Origin of the sequence: Weissella diestrammenae, from assembly GCF_014397255.1 — a bacterium.
In the GTDB taxonomy this organism is placed as follows: domain Bacteria; phylum Bacillota; class Bacilli; order Lactobacillales; family Lactobacillaceae; genus Weissella; species Weissella diestrammenae.
Window position 1 is genome coordinate 991,328 of the sequence record NZ_CP060724.1, and the last position, 20,955, is coordinate 1,012,282.

Here is a 20,955-nt window from a genome sequence, read left to right on the forward strand (position 1 = left end):
CAACAAAATGGCGTAAATTAGACAATGGTTTTATTTTATCAAGTACCAAACATCATAGTGTTTGGTTAAATTAGTTTTAGGGAAGAGGACAACATTCATGACGGATAGTAGTGAGAAAAAAGTACGCGTAAGGTATGCCCCATCACCAACGGGCTATTTGCATATTGGAAATACACGGACGGCCTTGTTTAATTGGCTTTTTGCGCGCCATTATAATGGTGAGTTTATTATCCGGATTGAAGATACCGACACGTCACGTAATGTGGCTGATGGGGAAGAATCGCAATTTGATAATCTGGCGTGGTTGGGATTGGATTGGGATGAGTCACCTCGTAATCCTGGTAAGTATGGTCCTTATCGGCAGTCAGAACGATTAGATATCTATAAAAAGTATATTGATGAGTTGTTGGCCCGTGGATTGGCATATAAATCATATAAAACGTCAGAAGAGCTAGAAGCTGAGCGAGAAGCCCAAATTGCTGCCAAGCAAGCACCACATTATGTCTATGAGTATGCAGGTATGAGTGATGAAGAAATCACCGCGGCTCAAGCAGCAGCGGAAGCTAAAGGCTTGCCAGCGGTTGTCCGCTTCCGAGTACCAGTTGAAAAGACGTATGTTTGGGATGACTTGGTTAAGGGTCACGTGTCCATCGGGGCAGAACAAGTTGGTGGTGACTGGGTGATTCAAAAAGCTGATGGGATGCCAACATATAATTTCGCGGTCGTAATTGATGATCATTTGATGGAAATTTCACACGTACTTCGTGGTGACGAGCATGTCTCGAACACACCTAAACAACTAATGATTTATGATGCGTTTGATTGGGAAGCACCGGTATATGGGCACATGACTTTGATTTTGAATGCCGAAACAGGTAAGAAATTATCAAAGCGTGACAACAACGTGATTGCCTTCATTTCTCAATACCGGGAAATGGGTTATTTGCCAGAAGCCATGCTTAATTTTATCGTTTTGTTAGGTTGGTCACCAGTTGGTGAAGCTGAGATATTTACAACGAAACAATTGGTTAAGATGTTTGATCCTGACCGCCTATCAAAATCACCAGCTAAATTTGATAATAAGAAATTAGCTTGGGTGAATAATCAATGGATAAAAAAGATTGATAGTGCCGTCTTATTTGATAAGCTCCTGCATGAATTAATTACTGCTGGTTATATTCAAGCTGAAGATTTGACCGCTGAAAAGTTGCAATGGGTGCGTCAAGTTTTGAGTTTGCATCAAGATGGTATTTCATATACGTCACAGATTGTACCACTAGTAAAGCCTGTTTTCTTTGATTTAACAGCAAAAGCTGATTTGAGTGAAGAATCTCTGGCATGGCTTGCTAAAGATTACGTGCCTGAATTGTTAACCAATTGGGTTGCTAAGCTTGAAGCTTTGCCAATTTTTGATTCAGCAGCGATTGTCGAGACTATTCGTGCCGTTCAAAACGAAATGGGGATCAAGGGCCGTGATTTGTGGATGCCAATTCGTATTACATCATCTCGTGTGAACGAAGGGCCTAATTTAGGGGATGTATTGGAATTGCTTGGCCGAGAAGCGACAATTAAGAATATTAAAGAATTTTTGTAAACAATAGAAATAGTAGGCGTTCGCTTGCTATTTTTTTGTGCACCGTGGGCGATGAGTCATTTGCTAATCGTGGATTAAATCGCACAATCTATTTGGTTAATGATGATTAGCGGTGTTGTCAATGTCAGCTAGGTAAAGCCTTGAATTAGTGTTAATTAGGCTAATCGCTTGAAATTTATTGAAATACTTGTATACTTAAGGCATAAACTTTGAACGACCTAGTAAAGGGAAGATATTAGTCCAGAGAGCGATAAATAGTGGGAAGTCGCCTAATCATCTAGCTTGAATTTCAGTCGGGAGTTTGTCAGTTGATAAGGCTGGCACGGTTCATCATCGTTATGAGATGCCTAAGTATTATGAGATGGTTCATAATAAAAATTGGGTGGTACCACGTTAAATTAACGTCCCTTTGGCATGTTTATCATGCCAAAGGGATTTTTTAATTAAATTGATAGATAAAAGAGGAGAATAGCATGAGTTTGGCTGATGAATTAGCGCAATTACGCGAACGGGCAATGCATGATATTTCAGTGGTGGCCACTGACTTAAAGACATTGCATCAAACCCGCGTTGATTGGCTTGGAAAAAAGGGACCTTTGACAGAAGTATTGCGGGGCATGAAAGATTTAACGCCTGAGGAACGACCAGCAATTGGCGCCTTAGCCAATGAGGTGCGTGATGCATTAACACAAGCGATTACTGATCGACAATCAGCATTAGAAGCTGAGGCGCTGACCAAGCAACTTGCTCAAGAAACGATTGACGTAACTTTGCCAGGTAAACCAGTTCATCAAGGTCAGCCACATGTTTTGCAACAAATCATTGAATCACTCGAAGATCAATTTATGGGGATGGGTTATCAAATTGTTGAGGGTCCAGAAGTCGAACAAGATCAATACAATTTCGAAATGATGAATTTGCCAAAAGACCACCCAGCACGTGATATGCAGGACACATTTTACATCACACCTGATATTTTAATGCGGACACAAACCTCACCAGTGCAAGCACGGACATTAGAAACGCATGATTTTAATGCTGGGCCATTGAAAATGATTTCACCCGGTCGAGTTTATCGTCGCGATACTGATGACGCTACTCATTCACATCAATTCCATCAAGTTGAAGGCCTAGTGATTGATAAGCACATTACAATGGGTGATTTGAAAGGGACGTTATTGGCGGTAGCACATCAGTTGTTTGGTGCTGATCATGAGATTCGTTTACGCCCATCATACTTCCCTTTTACTGAACCTTCAGTTGAAGTTGATGTCTCATGGGGGGCAGTGACTGCAGATACAAAACCAGAGGATATTGAGTGGATTGAAGTGCTGGGGGCTGGAATGGTGCACCCAAATGTATTGCGTATGGCAGGAGTTGATCCTGATGTTTATGGCGGCTTTGCCTTTGGCCTTGGACCAGACCGCTTTGCAATGTTGAAGTATGGTGTTGAGGATATACGTAATTTCTATCTCAACGATGTTCGTTTCCTAACGCAATTTGATCAGAAGGGATAAGAAGAATAATGAAAGTATCAGTCAATTGGTTACGAGACTATTTGGATATTAATTTGCCAGTCAATGAATTGGCAGAAAAAATTTCACGGACCGCGGTGGAAATTGAAGGACAATATCAACCCCAAGGTGATATGAAAAACATTGTCATCGCGCGGGTGTTATCAGTTGAACCCCATCCTGATTCAGATCATATGGTGATTACGCAGGTTGACGCCGGTGAAGATGAGCCAATCCAAATCGTTACCGGCGCACCAAACGTTGCAGCTGGACAAACGGTTATTTTGGCCAAACATGGATCTGTTGTTGGTGATGGTCAAAAAATTCGTAAGGGTAAGTTACGTGGTGTTGTATCTTATGGTATGTTAGTCGCACTGCAAGAAATTGGATTTGATGATAAAGTCGCCCCCAAAGACTTTGAAGAGGGTATTTGGGTGTTCAATCCAGAGGATGCGAAAGATTTAATCCCAGGGACCGATGCATTAGAAGTCCTAGGAATGACAGATGACGTCTTAGAAACTGGTATTACACCAAATCGTGCAGACATGTTGTCAATGAATGGGACGGCGTATGAAATTGCAGCGATATTAGATGAAACTTTAACGCGTCCAACATTTGACTTGAAAGAAACATCAGAAAAAACGAGTGATTTAATTTCGGCTGAAGCACCAAGTGCTTTGGCACCTTATTATGGGTTACGTATTGTAAAAAACGTTAAAATTGGCGATTCACCACTATGGTTGCAAAAACGTCTTTGGACCATGGGTATTCGGCCGATTAATAACGTGGTCGATGTGACAAATTATATGCTTTTGATGTACGGTCAACCGTTACATGCTTTTGATTTTGATACCTTGCCAAGCCATGATTTACATGTTCGAACAGCTCATGTTGATGAACAAATTAAAACTCTCGATGGTGTGGAACGGACAGCTGGCGAAGAGGATTTGATTATTGCTGCTGGTGAACAAGGCTTAATGTTTGCTGGTGTGATGGGTGGTGAGTCCACCGAAGTCACGGCGCAGACGACTAATATTGTTCTAGAAGCAGCTGTTTTCGAACCCAAATCCATTCGACATGCCGCACGTGATCAAAATCTACATTCTGAGGCCTCACAACGTTTTGAACGCGGTGTCAATGTTGCTGAGACATTCAAAGCTCTTGATCATGCCGCAGCGTTAATCGCTGAATTGGCAGGTGGTGAAATTACACAAGGCCGTGTTGTTGCACAACAGGCCACGTATCACGCACCAGTTGTGAGTGTGAAAATGACCGATATTAATCGAGTGCTTGGAACGTCACTAACTGCGATAACTGTCGCTGGTTTTTTCAAGCGTTTGGACTTTGCTTTTGAACTTTCGGCAGATGAATTTACGGTAACAATTCCGGCTCGCCGTTGGGATATCTCGATTCCAGCTGATTTGATTGAAGAAATTGCACGTCTTTATGGCTACGATAATTTACCAACCACATTACCTGTTGGTGCGACAACGCCTGGTCAATTAACGCCAAAACAAAAGTTGATTCGAGCAACCCGACATGATCTTGAGGGCCTTGGGTTGAATCAAGCAATTTCATATGTGTTAACGACCCCAGAGAAAGCAGCGCAATTTAAATTGCATCATGGTGAACCGATTCAGTTAGACTATCCAATGACACAAGATCGTCAACAGACGCGGAGTTCAATTTTGACAGGTTTGCTAGATGATGTCGCATATAATGTTGCACGGAACCAAAACGATGTCGCACTGTATGAACAAGGTCGTGTTTTTGTTTCAAATGGCAATAAAAATCATCAACCGGCTGAAATTGAACATGTTGCGGGGGTGATCACTGGTGCTTGGCAAGCGCGTTCTTGGCAAACCCCGGCTGAATCAGTTGACTTCTTTGCTTTGAAGGGCATTGTTGAACAGTTGTTAGCTAATTATGCTTTTGAGGCACCTGTTCGATTTGAACCGACTGATCGACAACCAGAAATGCATCCCGGACAAACAGCTAATATTTTTGTTGGGGAGACACGCATCGGATTTATTGGTCAAATTCATCCGCTAGTGGCTAAAGCATATAAGATTAATCAAACCTTTGCCTTTGAAATGGATCTTGATTTGATTGCGACCTTAGCACGTGATTTGACACATTATGAAGCGATTACTCGTTTCCCAAGTATTTCACGTGACCTAGCGATTTTGGTTGGTCGCCAAGTATCTGCTGATGATATCAAGTCAGCGATTCTAGAGGCTGGTGGCAAGCATCTAGCAAATATTATGCTGTTTGATGTCTATACTGGTCAGAATGTGGCGCATGATAAAAAGTCGTTAGCCTATTCATTGACATTCATTGATCCTGAAAAGACTTTAGTTGATGATGAAATTAATACCGCTGTTGAACGCATCACGAAGCAATTAGCAAAGCAATTTGATGCTGAAATTCGATAAAATATTGTTAGAAGGTTAGGGATAATGGCGGATTGCCGTTGACCTAGTCTTTTTTTAGGTATTATTTCATGAATAATGATTCTTTATAAATGGTAAAAAATGAACCGTTCAAACCACAAAAAACGGAATGTGTCGGTATACTTAATATTATTAAGGAAGTAGGAAGGTGTTGTTATGCCATTTGAACCGCGAAATGCGCGATATAAAGAAAAAAAGCGCTTGCTTGGGAAACATCAGTCAGTGAATCAAAAGGCCAGTCAAAATGACCCTGTTGAAGCGCAGCATGTGCCAGATTCAAAAACAATTCAACCAACAACGCCAAACACTCAGACGAATGATAAACCAGCGCTGCATGAGCAACAGGTAGCGCGTCAAGCAAACCGTCCGCAACGGGCGTCAAAGTCAACGTCAGTTAATCAGCCAGTGCAACAGACTAAGAAACCCAGACGGGCTAAGAAACGTGGACGTAAGATATTTTTAATGTTGGTCGTATTAATGATGTTGGTCGGTGGTGGCGTGGCGTATTATTTTGTGACCGTTAATCAATATCAGGCCGTAAATGTTAAAAATAAGACGATGCAGCCAGTTCATGTTGCACCGGGTTCATCGGCAAAACAGATTGGGAAATTATTAGCACAAAAAAAATTAATTCATTCATCATTGGCATTTAATCATTATTTGCGGACGCACACAACGTCTGATTTGCGAGCAGGATACTATCGTTTCAATCAAACGATGTCGTTAGCGGAAATTATTAACCAGCTACAAATTGGTGGGGCAGATGCGCCAATTAATGCAAAACATATGGTAGCGATGACTGAAGGCGAAACGATTGATAGTTTTGTTAAAAAAGTTGATAAGACGGGTAAATTCACGGCTGAGGAATTTTTGACCGCATTAAAAGACCAGTCATTTATGGATCGCCTGGCTCAGAAATACCCACAATTATTACAGTCAGCGATGGCTGCGAAAGATGTACGATATCGATTAGAAGGTTATTTGTATCCAGCAACCTACAATTTCGATGCGTATCAGAATGTTTATGAATTGATTAGTGCAATGGTTGCGAAGACCAATACTGAATTAATGCCATATTTTTCAAAAATTGAAAAACAAAAATTGACGGTTCAACAAGCAATAACGTTGGCATCAATTATTCAAGGCGAGGGTGTTGGTGATAAAGATATGCGCAAGATAGCAGGTGTTTTTCTAAATCGCATTTCAATCAACATGCCGATTCAGTCTGACGTGACCGTCAAGTATGCGTTACAAACAGACAAAGTCAATTTGTCGAATACAGATGTCCAAGTTGATTCGCCATATAATTTATATCAAAAGAGTGGTTTTGGACCCGGACCGTTCAATAACCCGAGTTTACAAGCTGTGAAGGCCGTTTTGAATGCAACTGAGCGCGATGAAAAATATCTCTACTTTGTTGCGAATTTAAAAACGGGTGAGATTATCTATTCAAAGAATCAGGCGGCGCATGATGCAGCGGTCGAAAAATTTGATGCCAGTAATCAAGCCATGGAGACGAGTCACTCAAAGTAATTGAACTAGGAATATTTAATGTTTAAAAAAATAATCAATCCCCTGAAATGGCGGGTTAACACGCAAGCACTCTGGATAAGCTTTTTAATGCCGACAGTTTTGATGGTCGGCTATTTTGCGTATCGTCATATGACGCCATTTGGTCATGGGTCAATCTTAACAGTTGATTTAGGGCAACAATATATTGATTTTTTTGCTGGTTATAAACAAACGCTCTTGCATCACCCAACAGATTTGTTGTTTAGTTTTACAAAAGGTCTAGGTGGGGAAACGTTTGGTGATTGGGCATATTATTTGTTGAGCCCATTTAATTTACTTTTATTACCATTTACAAATGCACAATTGCCGGCTGCAATTTTATTTTTAACGGCTATTAAATATGGGTGTGCGAGCTGGTCAATGGCGTTTGCCTTACGCCAGATACGCTGGCAAAAGGGTTGGGCTTTACCTGTTTTTGGTTTGATTTACGCGATGATGGGGTGGTTTGTCGCCAATCAACTAAATTTGATGTGGTTAGACGGTGCAATTTTGCTGCCACTGATTGTGGTTGGATTTGAACGCTTTTTGGATGGCATGAGTCATTGGCGTTTGACGTTATCATTGACGCTTATTTTTATCGTTAACTATTACATGGCTTATATGATTGGGTTATTTTTAGGACTATATCTCATTTGGCGCCTATTTTGGCAACCATATACGTTACATGAGCGCCTGGTTATTATTGGAAAATTCACCTTTAGTACCCTGATGAGTATTGGATTAGCGACTGTGATTTGGTTGCCAACTGCTCAAGCCCTGATGGAATCAAAAGGCCAGCATATGCTCGAGGGACTTAAAAACCAATTGGCTTATCCACCACTAGACTTGGTCTCAAAGTTATTTATGGGTACTTTTAATTTTGAACAGATGAAGGATGGACTACCTAATATCTTTGTGGGCAGTTTTGTTTTGATTTTGGTTTGGTATTTCTTTACGCATCGTGAAATCAGGTGGCAAACAAGATTAGCTGCTGGTTTCGTAACGCTTGTGTTGATTATATCAATGGTGTATGACCCGGTTAATATTGCCTGGCATGGGTTTTCATTCCCAGTGTGGTATCCATATCGCTTTTCGTATGTCTTTAGTTTTTGGATGATATGGTTAGCCGCATCAGTTTGGTCACCTGAGGTGAGACTGAGTCGGCGTCAATTAATTGGGTTCATCTTCGTGTTGGTGCTCGGTATCGGGTGGTCGATTTATCGACTCTCAGCTTTAAATGATTTAACATGGATGCAAATTGGAATTGGTGTTGGCTTCTTGACAATCATTCTTGTGTTACAGCAATTACAATTTCGTGGGTGGTGGTGGCATTGGTGTTTGGGGATCAGTATTATCTTAGAGATGTTAATGAGTACCGTCTGGACTTTAGATAACTTTAGTTATCTTAATGCTGATGAATATCGAACGATTGTTCAGTCCATTGAGACGGCGAGTGCAAAACTACCTCAAAAAGCCGATGACTTTTATCGTGTTACTAAATCATTTCAGCGCACAAAAGGTGATCCGTTACAGGGCGACTTTAATGGCGCCACCACTTTTAGCTCAGCACTTGAGCATCAACAAAGTGATTTCATGGCCGCAATTGGTCAACCAGAGGGTGACAATTACATTGCCTACGATGGTGGTACTTTGCTTAGTGATAGTTTATTAGGTATGCGATATGTACTACAGCCAAATCGAGCGATACCGACTGAATTAGGTAATCCATCGACATTTGCAACTTATCCGCGTTTTGACATGTTGACTTATCCACAAATTGCCAAGACCAATAAAGTGTTGATTCAAAAAAATGAACAAGCGCTACCGATCGCTTTTGCGGCCAATACAGATGCCATTGGCTATACGAGTCGGAGCAACGACCCGCTGGGGAATCAAAACAAGTTATGGCAAAGTTTGACTGGGCAATCTGAAAATAATGTGATAACCAGCGATAATTTTTTACAGACTTCGGGGCAAAATTTGAATGTACCGACTGTAATCACGGGTGCATTTTTAAATAAGCAAGATGCAAATCAACCGGCAGAGCTTGTATTAACCTATGCTAAACGTGAAGGTGGGCCTAGTTACCTGACATTAGGTGCATCAATTGCTGCGGAAGATGTGATAATCAGTGTCGATGGTGAAACCTTGCAATCTGTCCCATCTCATCGGCATACTATTGTGGTTCCATTACCAGATACCGGTGATGTGGGGAGTCAACATACGATTAAGTTAGTCTTGCAAAAAAAGAGTTTGTGGTTACAAGACGTCTCGTTATATACCTTGAATGCTAAATTGCTGCAGGAACAAGCAAGTACGTTTCAAGCGCAAGGGTTGAAAATGACTCACTTTTCATCTACAAAGATTAGTGGACAAATTGATATGCCACGTGGTGAGAATTTATTGATGTCAACGATTCCAGCGAGTCGCGGCTGGACCTTGTATGTCGATGGCAAAGAAGTGAATCAAATTAAAATTGCTAATTTCTTTGTTGGCGCTGTGATTTCACCGGGTAAACATCGGATAGAATATCGCTATAAGGTGCCGTTATTGCATATTGGTGGGGTTGTTTCAATTGGCTTTGTATTATTTTTAATGGGCTTGAGTTGGTCTGAAAGTACAAAACGGCGCCATTCGTTACACGGTAAGCCTTTACATTGAGTCAATAACATGGTATCGTGATTTTTAGTTTTTGATGACTAAACTATCAAATGCATAATTATAAAAATTGAAGATGACAGGGGGATTCAGGAATGGCAGATGAAAAGAAATTCCCGATGACAGAAGAAGGTAAGAAAAAGTTAGAAAATGAATTGAATGAGTTGATCACAGTTCGACGTGGTGAGATTACAGCTGCTATTCAAGAAGCGCGTTCTCATGGTGATTTATCTGAAAATTCTGAATACCAATCAGCTAAAGACGAACAAGCCTTTGTGGAAGGTCGCATTAAATCACTACAAAATATGTTGGATAACGTTGAAATTATTGATTCAGCGGCTATTGCAGCGGATGAAGTATCTGTTGGTAAGCGTGTGACCTTTAAAGAAGCAGGTGAACCAGAGGAAGCATATACAATCGTTGGTGCAGTTGAAGCTAATCCTGATGAAGGTAAAATTTCAAATGAATCACCAATTGGTAAGGCATTAATTGGTAATAAGGTTGGCGATAAAGTGCAAGTTGTAATGGATAATGGTTTCTCTTTTGAAGTTGAAATTCTTGCAGTTGCATTAGCATAAATAGTTAAGAGCGCGTTAAGTGGGCATATGCTTAATATTTGATAGTTATCAAATGTTGTGTATGGCGGACTTAACCGCTTTTTTTAAATTAGTGATGTATGCTATCGTTATAATTGTGATTTTAAGGAAGCCGTCACTGTTCTGTGATAAAATTAAAGGTAATTAACTCAGGAAATATAGGTGTAAGCATGCAACGACCGAATCGAAGGGGAACCGCACGTAAGGCCCCAAACTCACTCACTCGAATTCCAATTCGATTGAATATATTGTTAGGACTTGTGATTGTTATGTTGATTGCACTTGGTGCGCAGTTGATGAATTTACAAATCAGAAATCACGAGAAGTTCGTCGCTGAAATTTCATCAGGTACCCAAAGTGTCGAAAAGGAAAAAGTGCAACGAGGCATGATTTACGATACAACGGGCAAAGTGTTAGTCGCAAATAAAGGGTCACAGGCGGTCATGTACACTAAACCTAAGAATATTAGTGAACAAAAAATGTACCAAGTGGCAAATGAAGTCGCCAAAAATATTCAAATTGATACGGCACAATTGTCAAAATCCGCGGCAGCATCTTATTATTTGCAAAATGCAAAACGAAGCGCCTTAGTAGCTAAGCATATTAAAAATATTGCAGTTGAAGGAACAGATGAACGGGTTCGACAATTGACGCAATATTTGATGAAACATGATGATCAAATCGTATTATCTGATGCACAAAAAAATGCAGCGATGATTTATCAAAAAATGAATAATGCGTATGCACTGTCAACCGTCTACCTGAAGGAAACTGATGTTTCTGCTGCTGAGGTGGCTAAAATTGGTGAGCGCCAATCAGCGATGCCAGGCGTCAAAGTGGGATTGTATTATACGCGTGACTATCCAAATGGTACCGGGATGCAGTCAGTGATTGGTTCGGTCTCGACATCGAAAGCTGGTTTGCCAGACTCAAAGGTTAACACGCTTTTGACACAAGGATATGCCCGTGATGATAGTGTGGGAACATCTTATTTGGAACAGTTCTATGAATCATCATTGCGTGGAACGAAAAAAGAAATTTCAGTTTCTACTGATGGTAAAACGGGTGAAACAACAACAGCAGTTAAAAATGCGGGACAAGCTGGCGATAGTTTGCATTTAACAATTAATGCGAAGTTCCAAGAAGATGTGCAAAAGATCTTGAACGAAAAAATGCCAGGTGGTTTAACGCAAGGTGCTTATGCGGTTGTTATTAATCCTAAAACAGGTGGCCTGTATGCAATGGGTGGTGTTTATCGTGATAACCAGACTGGCAAGAAAACAGATGATGCATTAGGTAATATTAACCGTGCCCAGGTCGTTGGGTCGGCGGTTAAGCCAGCCATGATTACAACAGCATTTATGAATAATGTGATTACGCCACAGAATAGCAATATTACTGATGTGCCAATCCAAATTGCGGCGACACCTAAAAAGGCGTCATGGTTTAATCAAAATGGGGCAGTGCCACTGACTGCGCAAACTGCATTACAGAATTCATCAAATTCGTATGTGATGCAGCTCATGCTGAAAATGGGGGGACAAGTTATTATCCCAACATGTCCTTAACGTCGTTGAATAATGACGTTTGGCAGAAGATGCGTAATGGGTTTGCCCGCTTTGGATTAGGTGTTAAAACTGGCATTGATTTACCTGGAGAAACGGCTGGTCTACGGGGTAAGACTGATGATGAACATAAGGGAAATGCTTTGGATGAGTCATTTGGTCAGTATGATACGTATACACCTATGCAGATGGCTCAGTATGTAGCGACCATTGCAAATGGTGGTTATCGCGTACGTCCGCATGTTGTCGAATCGATTACCCAGCGAAAAGAAAACTCGGATATGGATCAGTTACAAACAACAATTGGGACGCAGGTTCTGGGAACTGTTGGCTGGACTGATAGTGAACGGCAAGCGATTTGGGAAGGTATGCATTTAGTCGTCCACGGTTCGGGCCCTTATGTAACGGGGGCTAGCATGAAAACGGTTAAACCAGATATCTCTGCTAAAACCGGAACGGCTGAAACCACCACCAATGGGCAACAAACATATAGTTCAACGGCAATTTCATATGTGCCAAACCGTGATGTTGCTGTGGCTGTTGTCATTCCTGGTATTTCAAATCAGTCAGAAGATGCAGTGTCAATTCCGATTACAAATGCTATTTGGCAAGCCTATTGGAATGACGTTGAAAACTCGGGTAATTAATGGTTAATTTAAGTGATAAGGAAGGCGACCATGAACAAAACAGAGATACGTTTGGTTTTTCAAAATCATTTAAGCGCGCTGTCTGATTTGGAACGCGGGACGCTGATGCAAAAGATGGGCACATTAGTTGTAGCCCATCACCGATTTAAAGCAGCTGATACAGTTGCATTATCGCTGTCACAAGGTTTTGAATTACCAACCTTAGCACTTGTACAAATTGCCCAACAACTCAATAAACGCGTTGTGGTGCCAAAGGTTGAAGCAAAAAGGCGGATGAATTTTCATGAAATCACTACATCTACGCAGTATACTAAAAGTAGTTTTGGGATTTTAGAGCCAACTGATGCACCAATTGTAGCAGCTGCTGACATTGATTTATTCATTGTCCCAGGCTTGGGATTCAGCGCTGATGGTCAGCGCGTCGGATTTGGCGGTGGTTATTATGATCGCTATTTAGCGCAAGCTGCGGGTTACAAACTTGGGGTAACCATTCAATCAAACTATTTATCCCAACCGATGTGGCCAGTTGAACTCACGGATATAAAAATGGATGAGATTCTCATCTTGGATTAAGGATAGATTATGAAACTTTCGCGAAAGCAATATTGGCAAGAAAATTTTAAAATTCAACCAGTTAACATCACTTTGGTAATTGTGTTAGTGGCTATTTTTATTTGGGAAATGTTAGTTTCTTATAGTCCCACAATTTCAGTGAATGTGCTGTACCATGCCGGTGCACAGTATGGACCTGCTATTCTTGAACAGCACCAATGGTGGCGATTGTTGGCGGCGGGATTTTTGCATATTACACCAACCCATTTAATCTTTAATTTAGTTGTTTTGTATTTCATCGGTAAATTATTAGAATGGCAAATTGGTCATGTACGATTTGCATGTTTATTTTTTGGTGCTGTTTTAATCGGCAATTTAGCTAGTTTAGCTTTTGGTGATATGCGCGGTATTTCTGCAGGCGCATCTGGTGGTATATACGGGTTGTTTGGTGCCGTAATTGGTATTGGCATTTTGGATCGTTTTCATGATTTTTGGAAGCGCGAAGCAACAACAATTGGTATTCTGGTAGTGATTTCGTTTCTGATGAGTTTTACGCGTGATGGGGTTGATGTCTATGCACATCTTGGAGGCATCATGATGGGGCTTATTGCCTCGCCGTTGCTCATTAGTAGTCGCTGTCAAACTGGTTCGTTTAAAGTGACTTGGTGGGGTAAAAGTATGTCGGCGATCGGTGTGTTGCTTCTTGCTGGTGGCTTGTTATACATTGCATTGCAAAGAGGTGTCTAATGACGGAACAAATGCGAACATTTAAAGATGTCTTGAATTTGCTAAAAATGTATGATATTTATATTCATGTCGGTAAACGAATTTGGGATATTGAATTGGCAGCCATTGAAATCGATAATTTATATCGGGCTGATCTTATTAGTGCCAAAGATTATGCAAGGATTAAGCTTGTATTAGCACATGAACATCGGATGGAAATGGAACAAATGAATCTTAGTTGATTGTAAAGGTAGCCAATTTTAAGTTGGCTACCTTTTCTATAAGGGATTGTTGATAAAAAATTTGGAAGTTACGATTTTTTTTTGTATAATAATTAAGTAATTGAAAACGCATACATTTAAAAATGATTGGGGAAAATAACGATGACTAAAGATAAATTAATCGGGGTGGACTTAGGTGGAACAACCATTAAGTTCGCTATTTTAACGGCCGAAGGTGAAATTCAACAAAAATGGTCAATTCGCACCAATGTTTTAGATAATGGTTCGCATATTGTGCCAGACATTGTTGAATCAATTAACCACCATCTTGATTTATATGATTTACCAAAGGAACGTATTATTGGTATTGGGATGGGAACCCCAGGTACGGTTGATTTTGAAAAAGGAACCGTCCGAGCGGCTTATAATTTGAATTGGCGTGAAACACCAGTTGAAGTGAAGCAGCTAATTGAGGAAGGTACTGGCTTACCATTGGCCATTGATAATGATGCAAATTCTGCTGCATTGGGTGAACAATGGCGTGGTGCCGGTGAAAATGCAAAAGAAGTCATTTTCATCACGCTTGGTACTGGTGTCGGTGGTGGTATCATTAACGAAGGTAAATTATTGCATGGTGCTATCGGGACAGCTGGTGAAATTGGACACGTGATTGTTGAACCAGATGGGTACTTATGTACTTGTGGCAACCACGGTTGCTTAGAGCAATATACGTCGGCAACTGGTGTTGTCCACTTGGCACAAGATTTAGCTGAAGAATATGCAGGAAATTCAAAATTGAAGAGCATGATTGATGATGGGGATGAAGTGACCTCAAAAATTGTATTTGATTTAGCTAAACAAGATGACTTCTTAGCCAACGAAGTGGTGAATAAAGTGGCTTACTATCTTGGGTATGCTGCCGCTAACCTTGCTAATGTCTTTAATCCGTCATCAATCGTGATTGGTGGTGGTGTGTCGGCAGCCGGTAATTTCTTGATTACACGAGTTCAAAAGAACTTTAAGCAATTTGCTTTCCCACCTGTCAAAGAAACAACAGATGTCAAGTTGGCAGTTTTGGGTAATGACGCTGGAGCGTATGGGGCAGCATTGCTAGCTAAACAAGCTAACTAATTTAAAAAAATCATTTGCATTGCATGTAAACGCTCGTAATTGGGGAAACCTGATTGACGTGCGTTTTATTTTTATCAAGCATACTAGTGTCAGCGTAGGTGGGCAAAATATGGATGGCGCGTATAATCGGCTTCAATGAGTGACTTTTTGAGTTGTGTCCAGCGTTTGTAAGCGTTAATAGTCAAAAAAACGAATGGTTTGATAAACAAACGTTACTGTTTTATGACAAATGTAACAATTTGTAGAAAATTAGCATTTTTAACGTTATTTTTATAATTCTAAATCTTAAGGAGTGTTTAAGAAAGAAAATCATTGGCAGTTAGTAACGTGTTGCAAATGACAAAAATTAGGTAAAAACACCTTATTTATCACGTTTTACAGCCTGTTACAGAATTCGTAGACTAAATTTAAGTTTGTGTCTTGTAACAGTAACATTAATGTCAAATTCCACTGCTACCATATTAATATACTAATAAAAGTGAAATTAAGCAGCGCTCAAAGGGAGTACTAATATAATGTCTAAATTTGAAAACACGAAACTATATAAGAATGGTAAGTTTTTAGTTGCCGCAGCAGCCTTGGCTGCTGGTGCATTCATTCCAGCTAATGATCAAACACAAGTATCTGCCGATGAAACGGCACCACAATCTTCATGGCGCGCCAAGAGTGTCGATGAAGTGAAACAAGCAGTTAGCCAATCAGCTGATTTGACTAACTATACTGTTCAAGAAGGTGACACGCTATCTTCAATTGCTGAAGCAACTGGTATTGATTTGTCAGTTTTGGAAGAGCAAGTGAGCGATGCTAACGTTTTGTCAATCGGACAAACGTTGAAGTTATCTAATACGCAAGCCACCTCTGAAGCTGCTCAACCAACTGGATTATCAGCCGATAATACAACTTACACTGTTCAAAGTGGGGACACACTATCAAAGATTGCCGAATTGACACAAGTTTCTACGGCAAACATCGTTTCATATAATGGTCTTGGTAGTGAGGATGCAACCATTGTTGTGGGGCAAGTCTTACAATTACAACCAACTCAAACTGCACCAGCTGCTTCATCAGCTGCGGCTGAACCAGTTGCACAAGAAGATATTCAATATAACGCCAATGCTGATACAGACGGTGATGGCTTTATGACGATGGACGAATATAACGCTTGGGTCGCTAAGGGAAAGCCTGAAGCGCAATCTGTAGCGCCTGCTGCGACATCTGTTGCAACAGCGACTACAAATCAAAACACAGCTAGCGCGCCCGTTGCCCAAGCAACAGGTAGCTATTCTGAAGCACTTAATGCAATGAATGCTTTGCGTGCACAATATGGCTTGTCGCCTGTTTCATATGACGCTGGTTTGGCATCTACTGCTGCAATGCGTGCTAATATGATGGCCGGTTCTGTTGACTCAGCGCACTTCGCACAGTCATATGGTTATGAAGTTGTTGCTATTCAATTTGGATCAGGTGCGGGTGTTATCAGCGCTTGGTATAACGAAACTAACATGATGGCTGCACCTGGACACCGTAACTGGTTGTTGAATGCTTCAATTACATCTGTTGGCTTTGGCTATAATGCCGCAACTGGGACCTTCGTTGGTGAAGCCCGTTAATTCATAATGATTATGCCTCGAAACAGGTTTGTTTCGGGGCTTTATTGTATTAAGGAGAAAAATATGCCCTATCAAGCATCGTATGTTGCACGTATTCGCGAAAAGATTGGTCACGACACGCTATTAGTAATGCCGACAATTGACGTGGTGATTGAAAAAGATAATCAATTAATGCTGATTTATAATCGTGATTTTAAAGGTTGGGCGTTTCCGGGTGGGTATGTGGAACCTGAAATGTCATGGCAAGAAAATGCTAGTCGAGAGGCGTTTGAGGAGGCTGGGGTGGTTGTTGATCCAAACCGGCTACAATTGATTGGGGCAGCGTCTGGCCCAAACTTTCAAGCAAAATATGCAAATGGTGATACGACCCAATTATTTACTAATGTTTTTCTGGCGACTGATGTACAATCGGAAAGCCAAAATATTGACATGACTGAAATTGATCAAAAAAAGTGGATGTCAAAGGAAGCGTTAAAGACGGCAAATTTAACCTTTTCCGGCCGGGCTGTTTATGAGATTTATCGACAGTATCAACGCACGCAACAGGCGCAGAGTCTGAAAATTTAATCTGAATTTGCCGTTAAATTGGGCTTAAATTGTGCTAAAATGATAACATATTAAACAAAATTCTGAAGTTCGAGGAAATTAAAAATGTTGTATGCGTTGTTAGCTTTGATTATTATCTATTTGGCAGTTAATCTAGGATTGCGGTGGTGGACGACTTATTCGTTGAAACGGCATGCAACAGTGTTAACGAGTGAAGCATTTGAGAGCCAAAGTCGCGGCGAGCAAATTATTGATTTACGAGACCCTGCTGATTTTAAAGCTAAGCATGTATTAGGCGCACGTAATATTCAATTACAATTATTGCTGCAAAATCCAGCTGCGATTCGAAAAGATAAACCTGTCTTTTTTGTGGATGCGAACAATCAAGGGGCGGCTTCTATTACGCGAAAGCTTGCTAAACAAGGATATCCACAAATGTTTGTTCTCAAGGGTGGTATGTCGACTTACACGGGCAAGACAAAATAAAAATAAGCTGATGATTGGTTAAATCAATCATCAGCTTATTTTTTAAAGTTTTTTAACGTGGTGTGTGTGAGTTACCAGCTTTACGAGCGCCACGAATTTCAGTCGCCTCGAACTTAGCCTCTTCTTCTTCTAAGGGCTTAATGGCAACTTTATGAAAAATATGACCTGCACCAACTAAACCAGCAACAGTACCAGCAATACCGGTAACGATACCCCAACCAAATTTCTTCATTGTTTAATACCTCTACTTTTAATTATATATTTGGATATAATAATTATATCAGTAATTTGTTACTTGTGCTTTATTGCCAACAAATAGAATGGATTGTGCTTATGAATGAACGCCCAAAAATTGTAGTCATTGTCGGACCAACCGCGGTTGGGAAAACGGTATTATCATTGGAAATTGCCCAAAAGTTTAATGGTGAAATTGTTTCAGGTGATTCGATGCAGATTTATCGGCAGCTGGATATTGGGACCGCCAAGGCGACACGGGCGGAACAACGCATTGTGCCACATCATCTGATTGATATCGCTGAACCAACTGAACATTTTTCTGCTGCCCAATTTGTTGATTTAGCCCGTGAAGCAATTGATGATATTACCGCACGCCAAAAGTTACCTATTGTTGTCGGTGGGACGGGATTTTATATTCAAGCCTTACTAGGTGATCGACCTTTAGCAGAGGTTGGCGTTGATGACCAAGCCTCAGTTGATAAGTGGCTAACAAATGTTGCTCAGCAAGGCGAGCAGGAATTACGAGAAGCCGTAAGGTTGGTAGACCCAGTTAGTGCGCAACGTATTCTACCTGGTCAAACGCGACGTTTAATTCGTGCGCTGTTGGTCAGTGAGCAGACAGGACGACCATTTTCTGAACAACAACCGGTACCAGAAAGAAAATATGACGCCTATATTATCGGCCTATCCACGGTTCGCGAGCAATTATATGCGCGAATTAATCATCGTGTCATTCAAATGGTCGAGGCGGGCTTGATGACAGAAGTCGCGTTAGCTTATGCGTTGCCTGATGATGCGACCGCTAAAAAAGCAATTGGGTATAAAGAGCTCTTCCCAGTGTTAACGAATGACGTCCCACTTGAAATGGGTATCTCAAAATTACAACAAGCGTCTCGGCAATATGCAAAACGACAGTTAACGTGGTTCAATAATCAATTTCAAGATATTCATTGGTATGATTTAGTCGCGCATCCAACCCAGCTCACAGCTATTTTTGAAGCGATCATCGACTTCATGTAAGGGAAATTAACATCTGTCATTAAATATTCATATTTGCCGGTTATAATTTGGATAGATTAGGAGGTCGAGACACATGAGTGAACAGGAATTACGCCGAGAAATGGCAGTGCTCCCCATTAGCGTCATTCGTGAATTGACCGGGCTGAGTGATCGCCAGATTCGTTATTATGATCAGCAAGGACTGATAGCCCCTAAACGCGGCGCTGGCAAACAGCGCCGATATTCATTAAATGACGTTGATCGTCTATTGGAAATTGCCGATTATTTAGATGCCGGGTATACAATTTCTGAGATTCATGAAGTTGAAGACAAGCAAAAGGCAAAACGAACAAAAAATGCAACCGAAGCGCAATTACGGAAGGCGTTGCAGGGGGAGTTTATGCAAATTGGACGTTTAGGTGGTCAAGGAAAGCGCTAATCGACGTAGATGTTGTTATTGCTATTGTCATATAAAAGGAGATATTTTATCATGGTTCGAAAAAATTATTCAAAAGACGATATTCGTAATATTATTCAAGAAGAAAATGTTCAATTTTTACGAATTCAATTTTCAGATGTTTTTGGTGCAATTAAGAATGTTGAAGTGCCAGTATCACAACTGGATAAAGTCTTGAATAATAATTTAATGTTTGATGGTTCGTCAATTGAAGGTTTTGTTCGAATTGAAGAATCAGATATGTATTTGTACCCTGATTTGGCAACGTTTATGATTTTCCCATGGGCGACTGACGATAATGGTGGGAAAGTGGCACGTTTGATTGCGGATATTTACACCGTTGACCGCGAACCGTTTGCTGGTGATCCACGAAATAATTTAAAGCGTATTTTAGCTCAGATGGATCGGGCTGGCTATAAAGCGTTTAATTTAGGGACAGAACCTGAGTTTTTCCTGTTTAAATTGGATGCGAATGGTGAACCAACCCTTAAATTAAATGATAAAGGTGGCTATTTTGATTTAGCACCACTTGATTTGGGGGAAAATACACGCCGTGAAATTGTCTTAGAAATGGAAAAGATGGGCTTTGAAGTTGAAGCTGCCCATCACGAAGTCGCCCCGGTCAGCATGAAGTTGATTTTAAATATTCGAATGCGCTTGATGCCGCCGACAATATTCAAACTTTCAAATTAATTGTTAAAACAATCGCCCGTAAGCATGGTTTGTATGCGACATTTTTGCCCAAGCCAATCTCTGGGATTAACGGTAATGGGATGCATACGAATATGTCGCTCTTCACTGAAGCCGGGAACGCTTTCTTTGACGAAGACGGTGAAATGCAGTTGTCAAAGACAGCTTATAACTTCTTAGGCGGTATTTTAGATCATGCGGCGGCCTTTACGGCAATTACAAATCCAACGGTTAATTCATATAAGCGGTTAACACCAGGATTTGAAGCCCCTGTTTATGTGGCGTGGTCAGGCTCAAACCGTTCACCAATGGTTCGTGTGCCAGCTGCACGTGGTAACTCAACACGTTTGGAATTGCGTTCGGTGGATCCGACTGCCAATCCTTATACAGCCTTTGCGGCAATCTTAGCCGCTGGGTTGGATGGTATTGAGCGTGAATTAGAACCAAACCATGCAGTTGACCGTAATATTTATTTGATGGACGAATCAGAGCGTAAAAAGGCTGGTATAACTGATTTGCCTGACACATTATTGGCTGCGGTCAATATGTTAGATGAAGACTTGGTGGTCAAGGAAGCCCTTGGTCAACATATGGCGAATACCTTTATTGCAGCTAAACGGGTTGAATATACGTCATATCGTCAACATGTCTCAGAGTGGGAAATTGACACCTACCTTGAGCAATACTAATTAAATGCTAAATCCTTTAATCGAAATTGATTG

Annotated in this window: 18 protein-coding genes, 1 pseudogene and 1 other annotated feature; of the genes and pseudogenes, 18 read left to right on the forward strand and 1 reads right to left on the reverse strand. The window is 40.9% G+C overall.

All coding sequences use genetic code 11. The annotated features are described in order from the left end of the window. Window positions 1-97 precede the first annotated feature (97 nt). The 15 genes from gltX (at window position 98) to H9L19_RS04960 (ending at window position 17,850) form a co-directional block, all read left to right on the forward strand. A complete protein-coding gene (gene gltX, locus H9L19_RS04895) occupies window positions 98-1,594 on the forward strand; it encodes a glutamate--tRNA ligase (RefSeq protein ID WP_187528592.1) in 1,497 nt (498 codons plus the stop codon). Between the two features lie 200 nt (window positions 1,595-1,794). Further along, window positions 1,795-2,006, forward strand: a binding site (T-box leader). Between the two features lie 61 nt (window positions 2,007-2,067). Further along, window positions 2,068-3,111 (forward strand): phenylalanine--tRNA ligase subunit alpha, encoded by a 1,044-nt coding sequence (gene pheS, locus H9L19_RS04900; RefSeq protein WP_187528593.1) that lies wholly within the window; start codon window positions 2,068-2,070, stop codon window positions 3,109-3,111. An 8-nt stretch (window positions 3,112-3,119) separates the two neighbouring features. Next, window positions 3,120-5,543, forward strand: coding sequence for a phenylalanine--tRNA ligase subunit beta (pheT, locus tag H9L19_RS04905; protein WP_187528594.1), 2,424 nt, complete (start codon window positions 3,120-3,122; stop codon window positions 5,541-5,543). 174 nt (window positions 5,544-5,717) lie between these two features. Then, a complete protein-coding gene (mltG, locus tag H9L19_RS04910; RefSeq protein ID WP_187528595.1) occupies window positions 5,718-7,094 on the forward strand; it encodes an endolytic transglycosylase MltG in 1,377 nt (458 codons plus the stop codon). A gap of 18 nt (window positions 7,095-7,112) precedes the next feature. Further along, on the forward strand, window positions 7,113-9,773 hold the full coding sequence (locus H9L19_RS04915) for a YfhO family protein (protein WP_187528596.1): 2,661 nt from the start codon (window positions 7,113-7,115) through the stop codon (window positions 9,771-9,773). A gap of 92 nt (window positions 9,774-9,865) precedes the next feature. Further along, window positions 9,866-10,348, forward strand: a complete 483-nt coding sequence (gene greA / locus H9L19_RS04920) for a transcription elongation factor GreA (RefSeq protein WP_187528597.1) — start codon at window positions 9,866-9,868, stop codon at window positions 10,346-10,348. Window positions 10,349-10,536: 188 nt separating this feature from the next. Then, window positions 10,537-11,934 (forward strand): penicillin-binding transpeptidase domain-containing protein, encoded by a 1,398-nt coding sequence (locus H9L19_RS08385; RefSeq protein WP_276509287.1) that lies wholly within the window; start codon window positions 10,537-10,539, stop codon window positions 11,932-11,934. After that, window positions 11,925-12,578 (forward strand): penicillin-binding transpeptidase domain-containing protein, encoded by a 654-nt coding sequence (locus H9L19_RS08390; protein WP_276509288.1) that lies wholly within the window; start codon window positions 11,925-11,927, stop codon window positions 12,576-12,578. The genes H9L19_RS08385 and H9L19_RS08390 overlap by 10 nt, the downstream gene beginning before the upstream one ends. 30 nt (window positions 12,579-12,608) lie before the next feature. Further along, complete coding sequence (locus H9L19_RS04930; protein WP_187528598.1) at window positions 12,609-13,151, forward strand: 5-formyltetrahydrofolate cyclo-ligase; 543 nt, start codon at window positions 12,609-12,611, stop codon at window positions 13,149-13,151. Window positions 13,152-13,160: 9 nt separating this feature from the next. Continuing rightward, a complete protein-coding gene (locus tag H9L19_RS04935; protein WP_187528599.1) occupies window positions 13,161-13,877 on the forward strand; it encodes a rhomboid family intramembrane serine protease in 717 nt (238 codons plus the stop codon). Window positions 13,878-13,888: 11 nt separating this feature from the next. After that, on the forward strand, window positions 13,889-14,098 hold the full coding sequence (locus H9L19_RS04940; RefSeq protein ID WP_187529923.1) for a YqgQ family protein: 210 nt from the start codon (window positions 13,889-13,891) through the stop codon (window positions 14,096-14,098). 141 nt (window positions 14,099-14,239) lie between these two features. Beyond that, entirely contained in the window at window positions 14,240-15,208 is a 969-nt protein-coding gene (locus tag H9L19_RS04945; protein WP_187528600.1) for an ROK family glucokinase, read from the forward strand. A gap of 515 nt (window positions 15,209-15,723) precedes the next feature. Beyond that, the gene (locus H9L19_RS04950) at window positions 15,724-16,818 is read left to right on the forward strand and encodes a LysM peptidoglycan-binding domain-containing protein (RefSeq protein WP_187528601.1); all 1,095 of its coding nucleotides are present in this window, start codon (window positions 15,724-15,726) and stop codon (window positions 16,816-16,818) included. Window positions 16,819-16,881: 63 nt separating this feature from the next. Beyond that, on the forward strand, window positions 16,882-17,385 hold the full coding sequence (locus tag H9L19_RS04955; RefSeq protein ID WP_187528602.1) for an NUDIX domain-containing protein: 504 nt from the start codon (window positions 16,882-16,884) through the stop codon (window positions 17,383-17,385). A gap of 84 nt (window positions 17,386-17,469) precedes the next feature. Further along, window positions 17,470-17,850 carry a rhodanese-like domain-containing protein gene (locus H9L19_RS04960; RefSeq protein ID WP_187528603.1) on the forward strand — a complete coding sequence of 127 codons (381 nt, stop codon included), beginning with the start codon at window positions 17,470-17,472 and terminating at the stop codon, window positions 17,848-17,850. A 52-nt stretch (window positions 17,851-17,902) separates the two neighbouring features. Here H9L19_RS04960 and H9L19_RS04965 read toward each other — a convergent pair whose 3' ends face one another. Next, window positions 17,903-18,082 carry a DUF3042 family protein gene (locus tag H9L19_RS04965; protein WP_187528604.1) on the reverse strand — a complete coding sequence of 60 codons (180 nt, stop codon included), beginning with the start codon at window positions 18,080-18,082 and terminating at the stop codon, window positions 17,903-17,905. A gap of 101 nt (window positions 18,083-18,183) precedes the next feature. On the opposite strand from H9L19_RS04965, the gene miaA reads away from it, so the two are divergent. The 3 genes and pseudogenes from miaA to glnA all read left to right on the forward strand — a co-directional run bounded on the left by miaA (window position 18,184) and on the right by glnA (window position 20,922). Next, window positions 18,184-19,107: a tRNA (adenosine(37)-N6)-dimethylallyltransferase MiaA gene (miaA, locus tag H9L19_RS04970; protein ID WP_187528605.1), complete on the forward strand. Its 924-nt coding sequence runs from the start codon at window positions 18,184-18,186 to the stop codon at window positions 19,105-19,107. Window positions 19,108-19,180: 73 nt separating this feature from the next. Then, window positions 19,181-19,525, forward strand: a complete 345-nt coding sequence (locus tag H9L19_RS04975) for a MerR family transcriptional regulator (protein WP_187528606.1) — start codon at window positions 19,181-19,183, stop codon at window positions 19,523-19,525. 51 nt (window positions 19,526-19,576) lie between these two features. Further along, window positions 19,577-20,922 (forward strand): annotated as a pseudogene (gene glnA, locus H9L19_RS04980) (type I glutamate--ammonia ligase). Window positions 20,923-20,955: the final 33 nt, after the last annotated feature.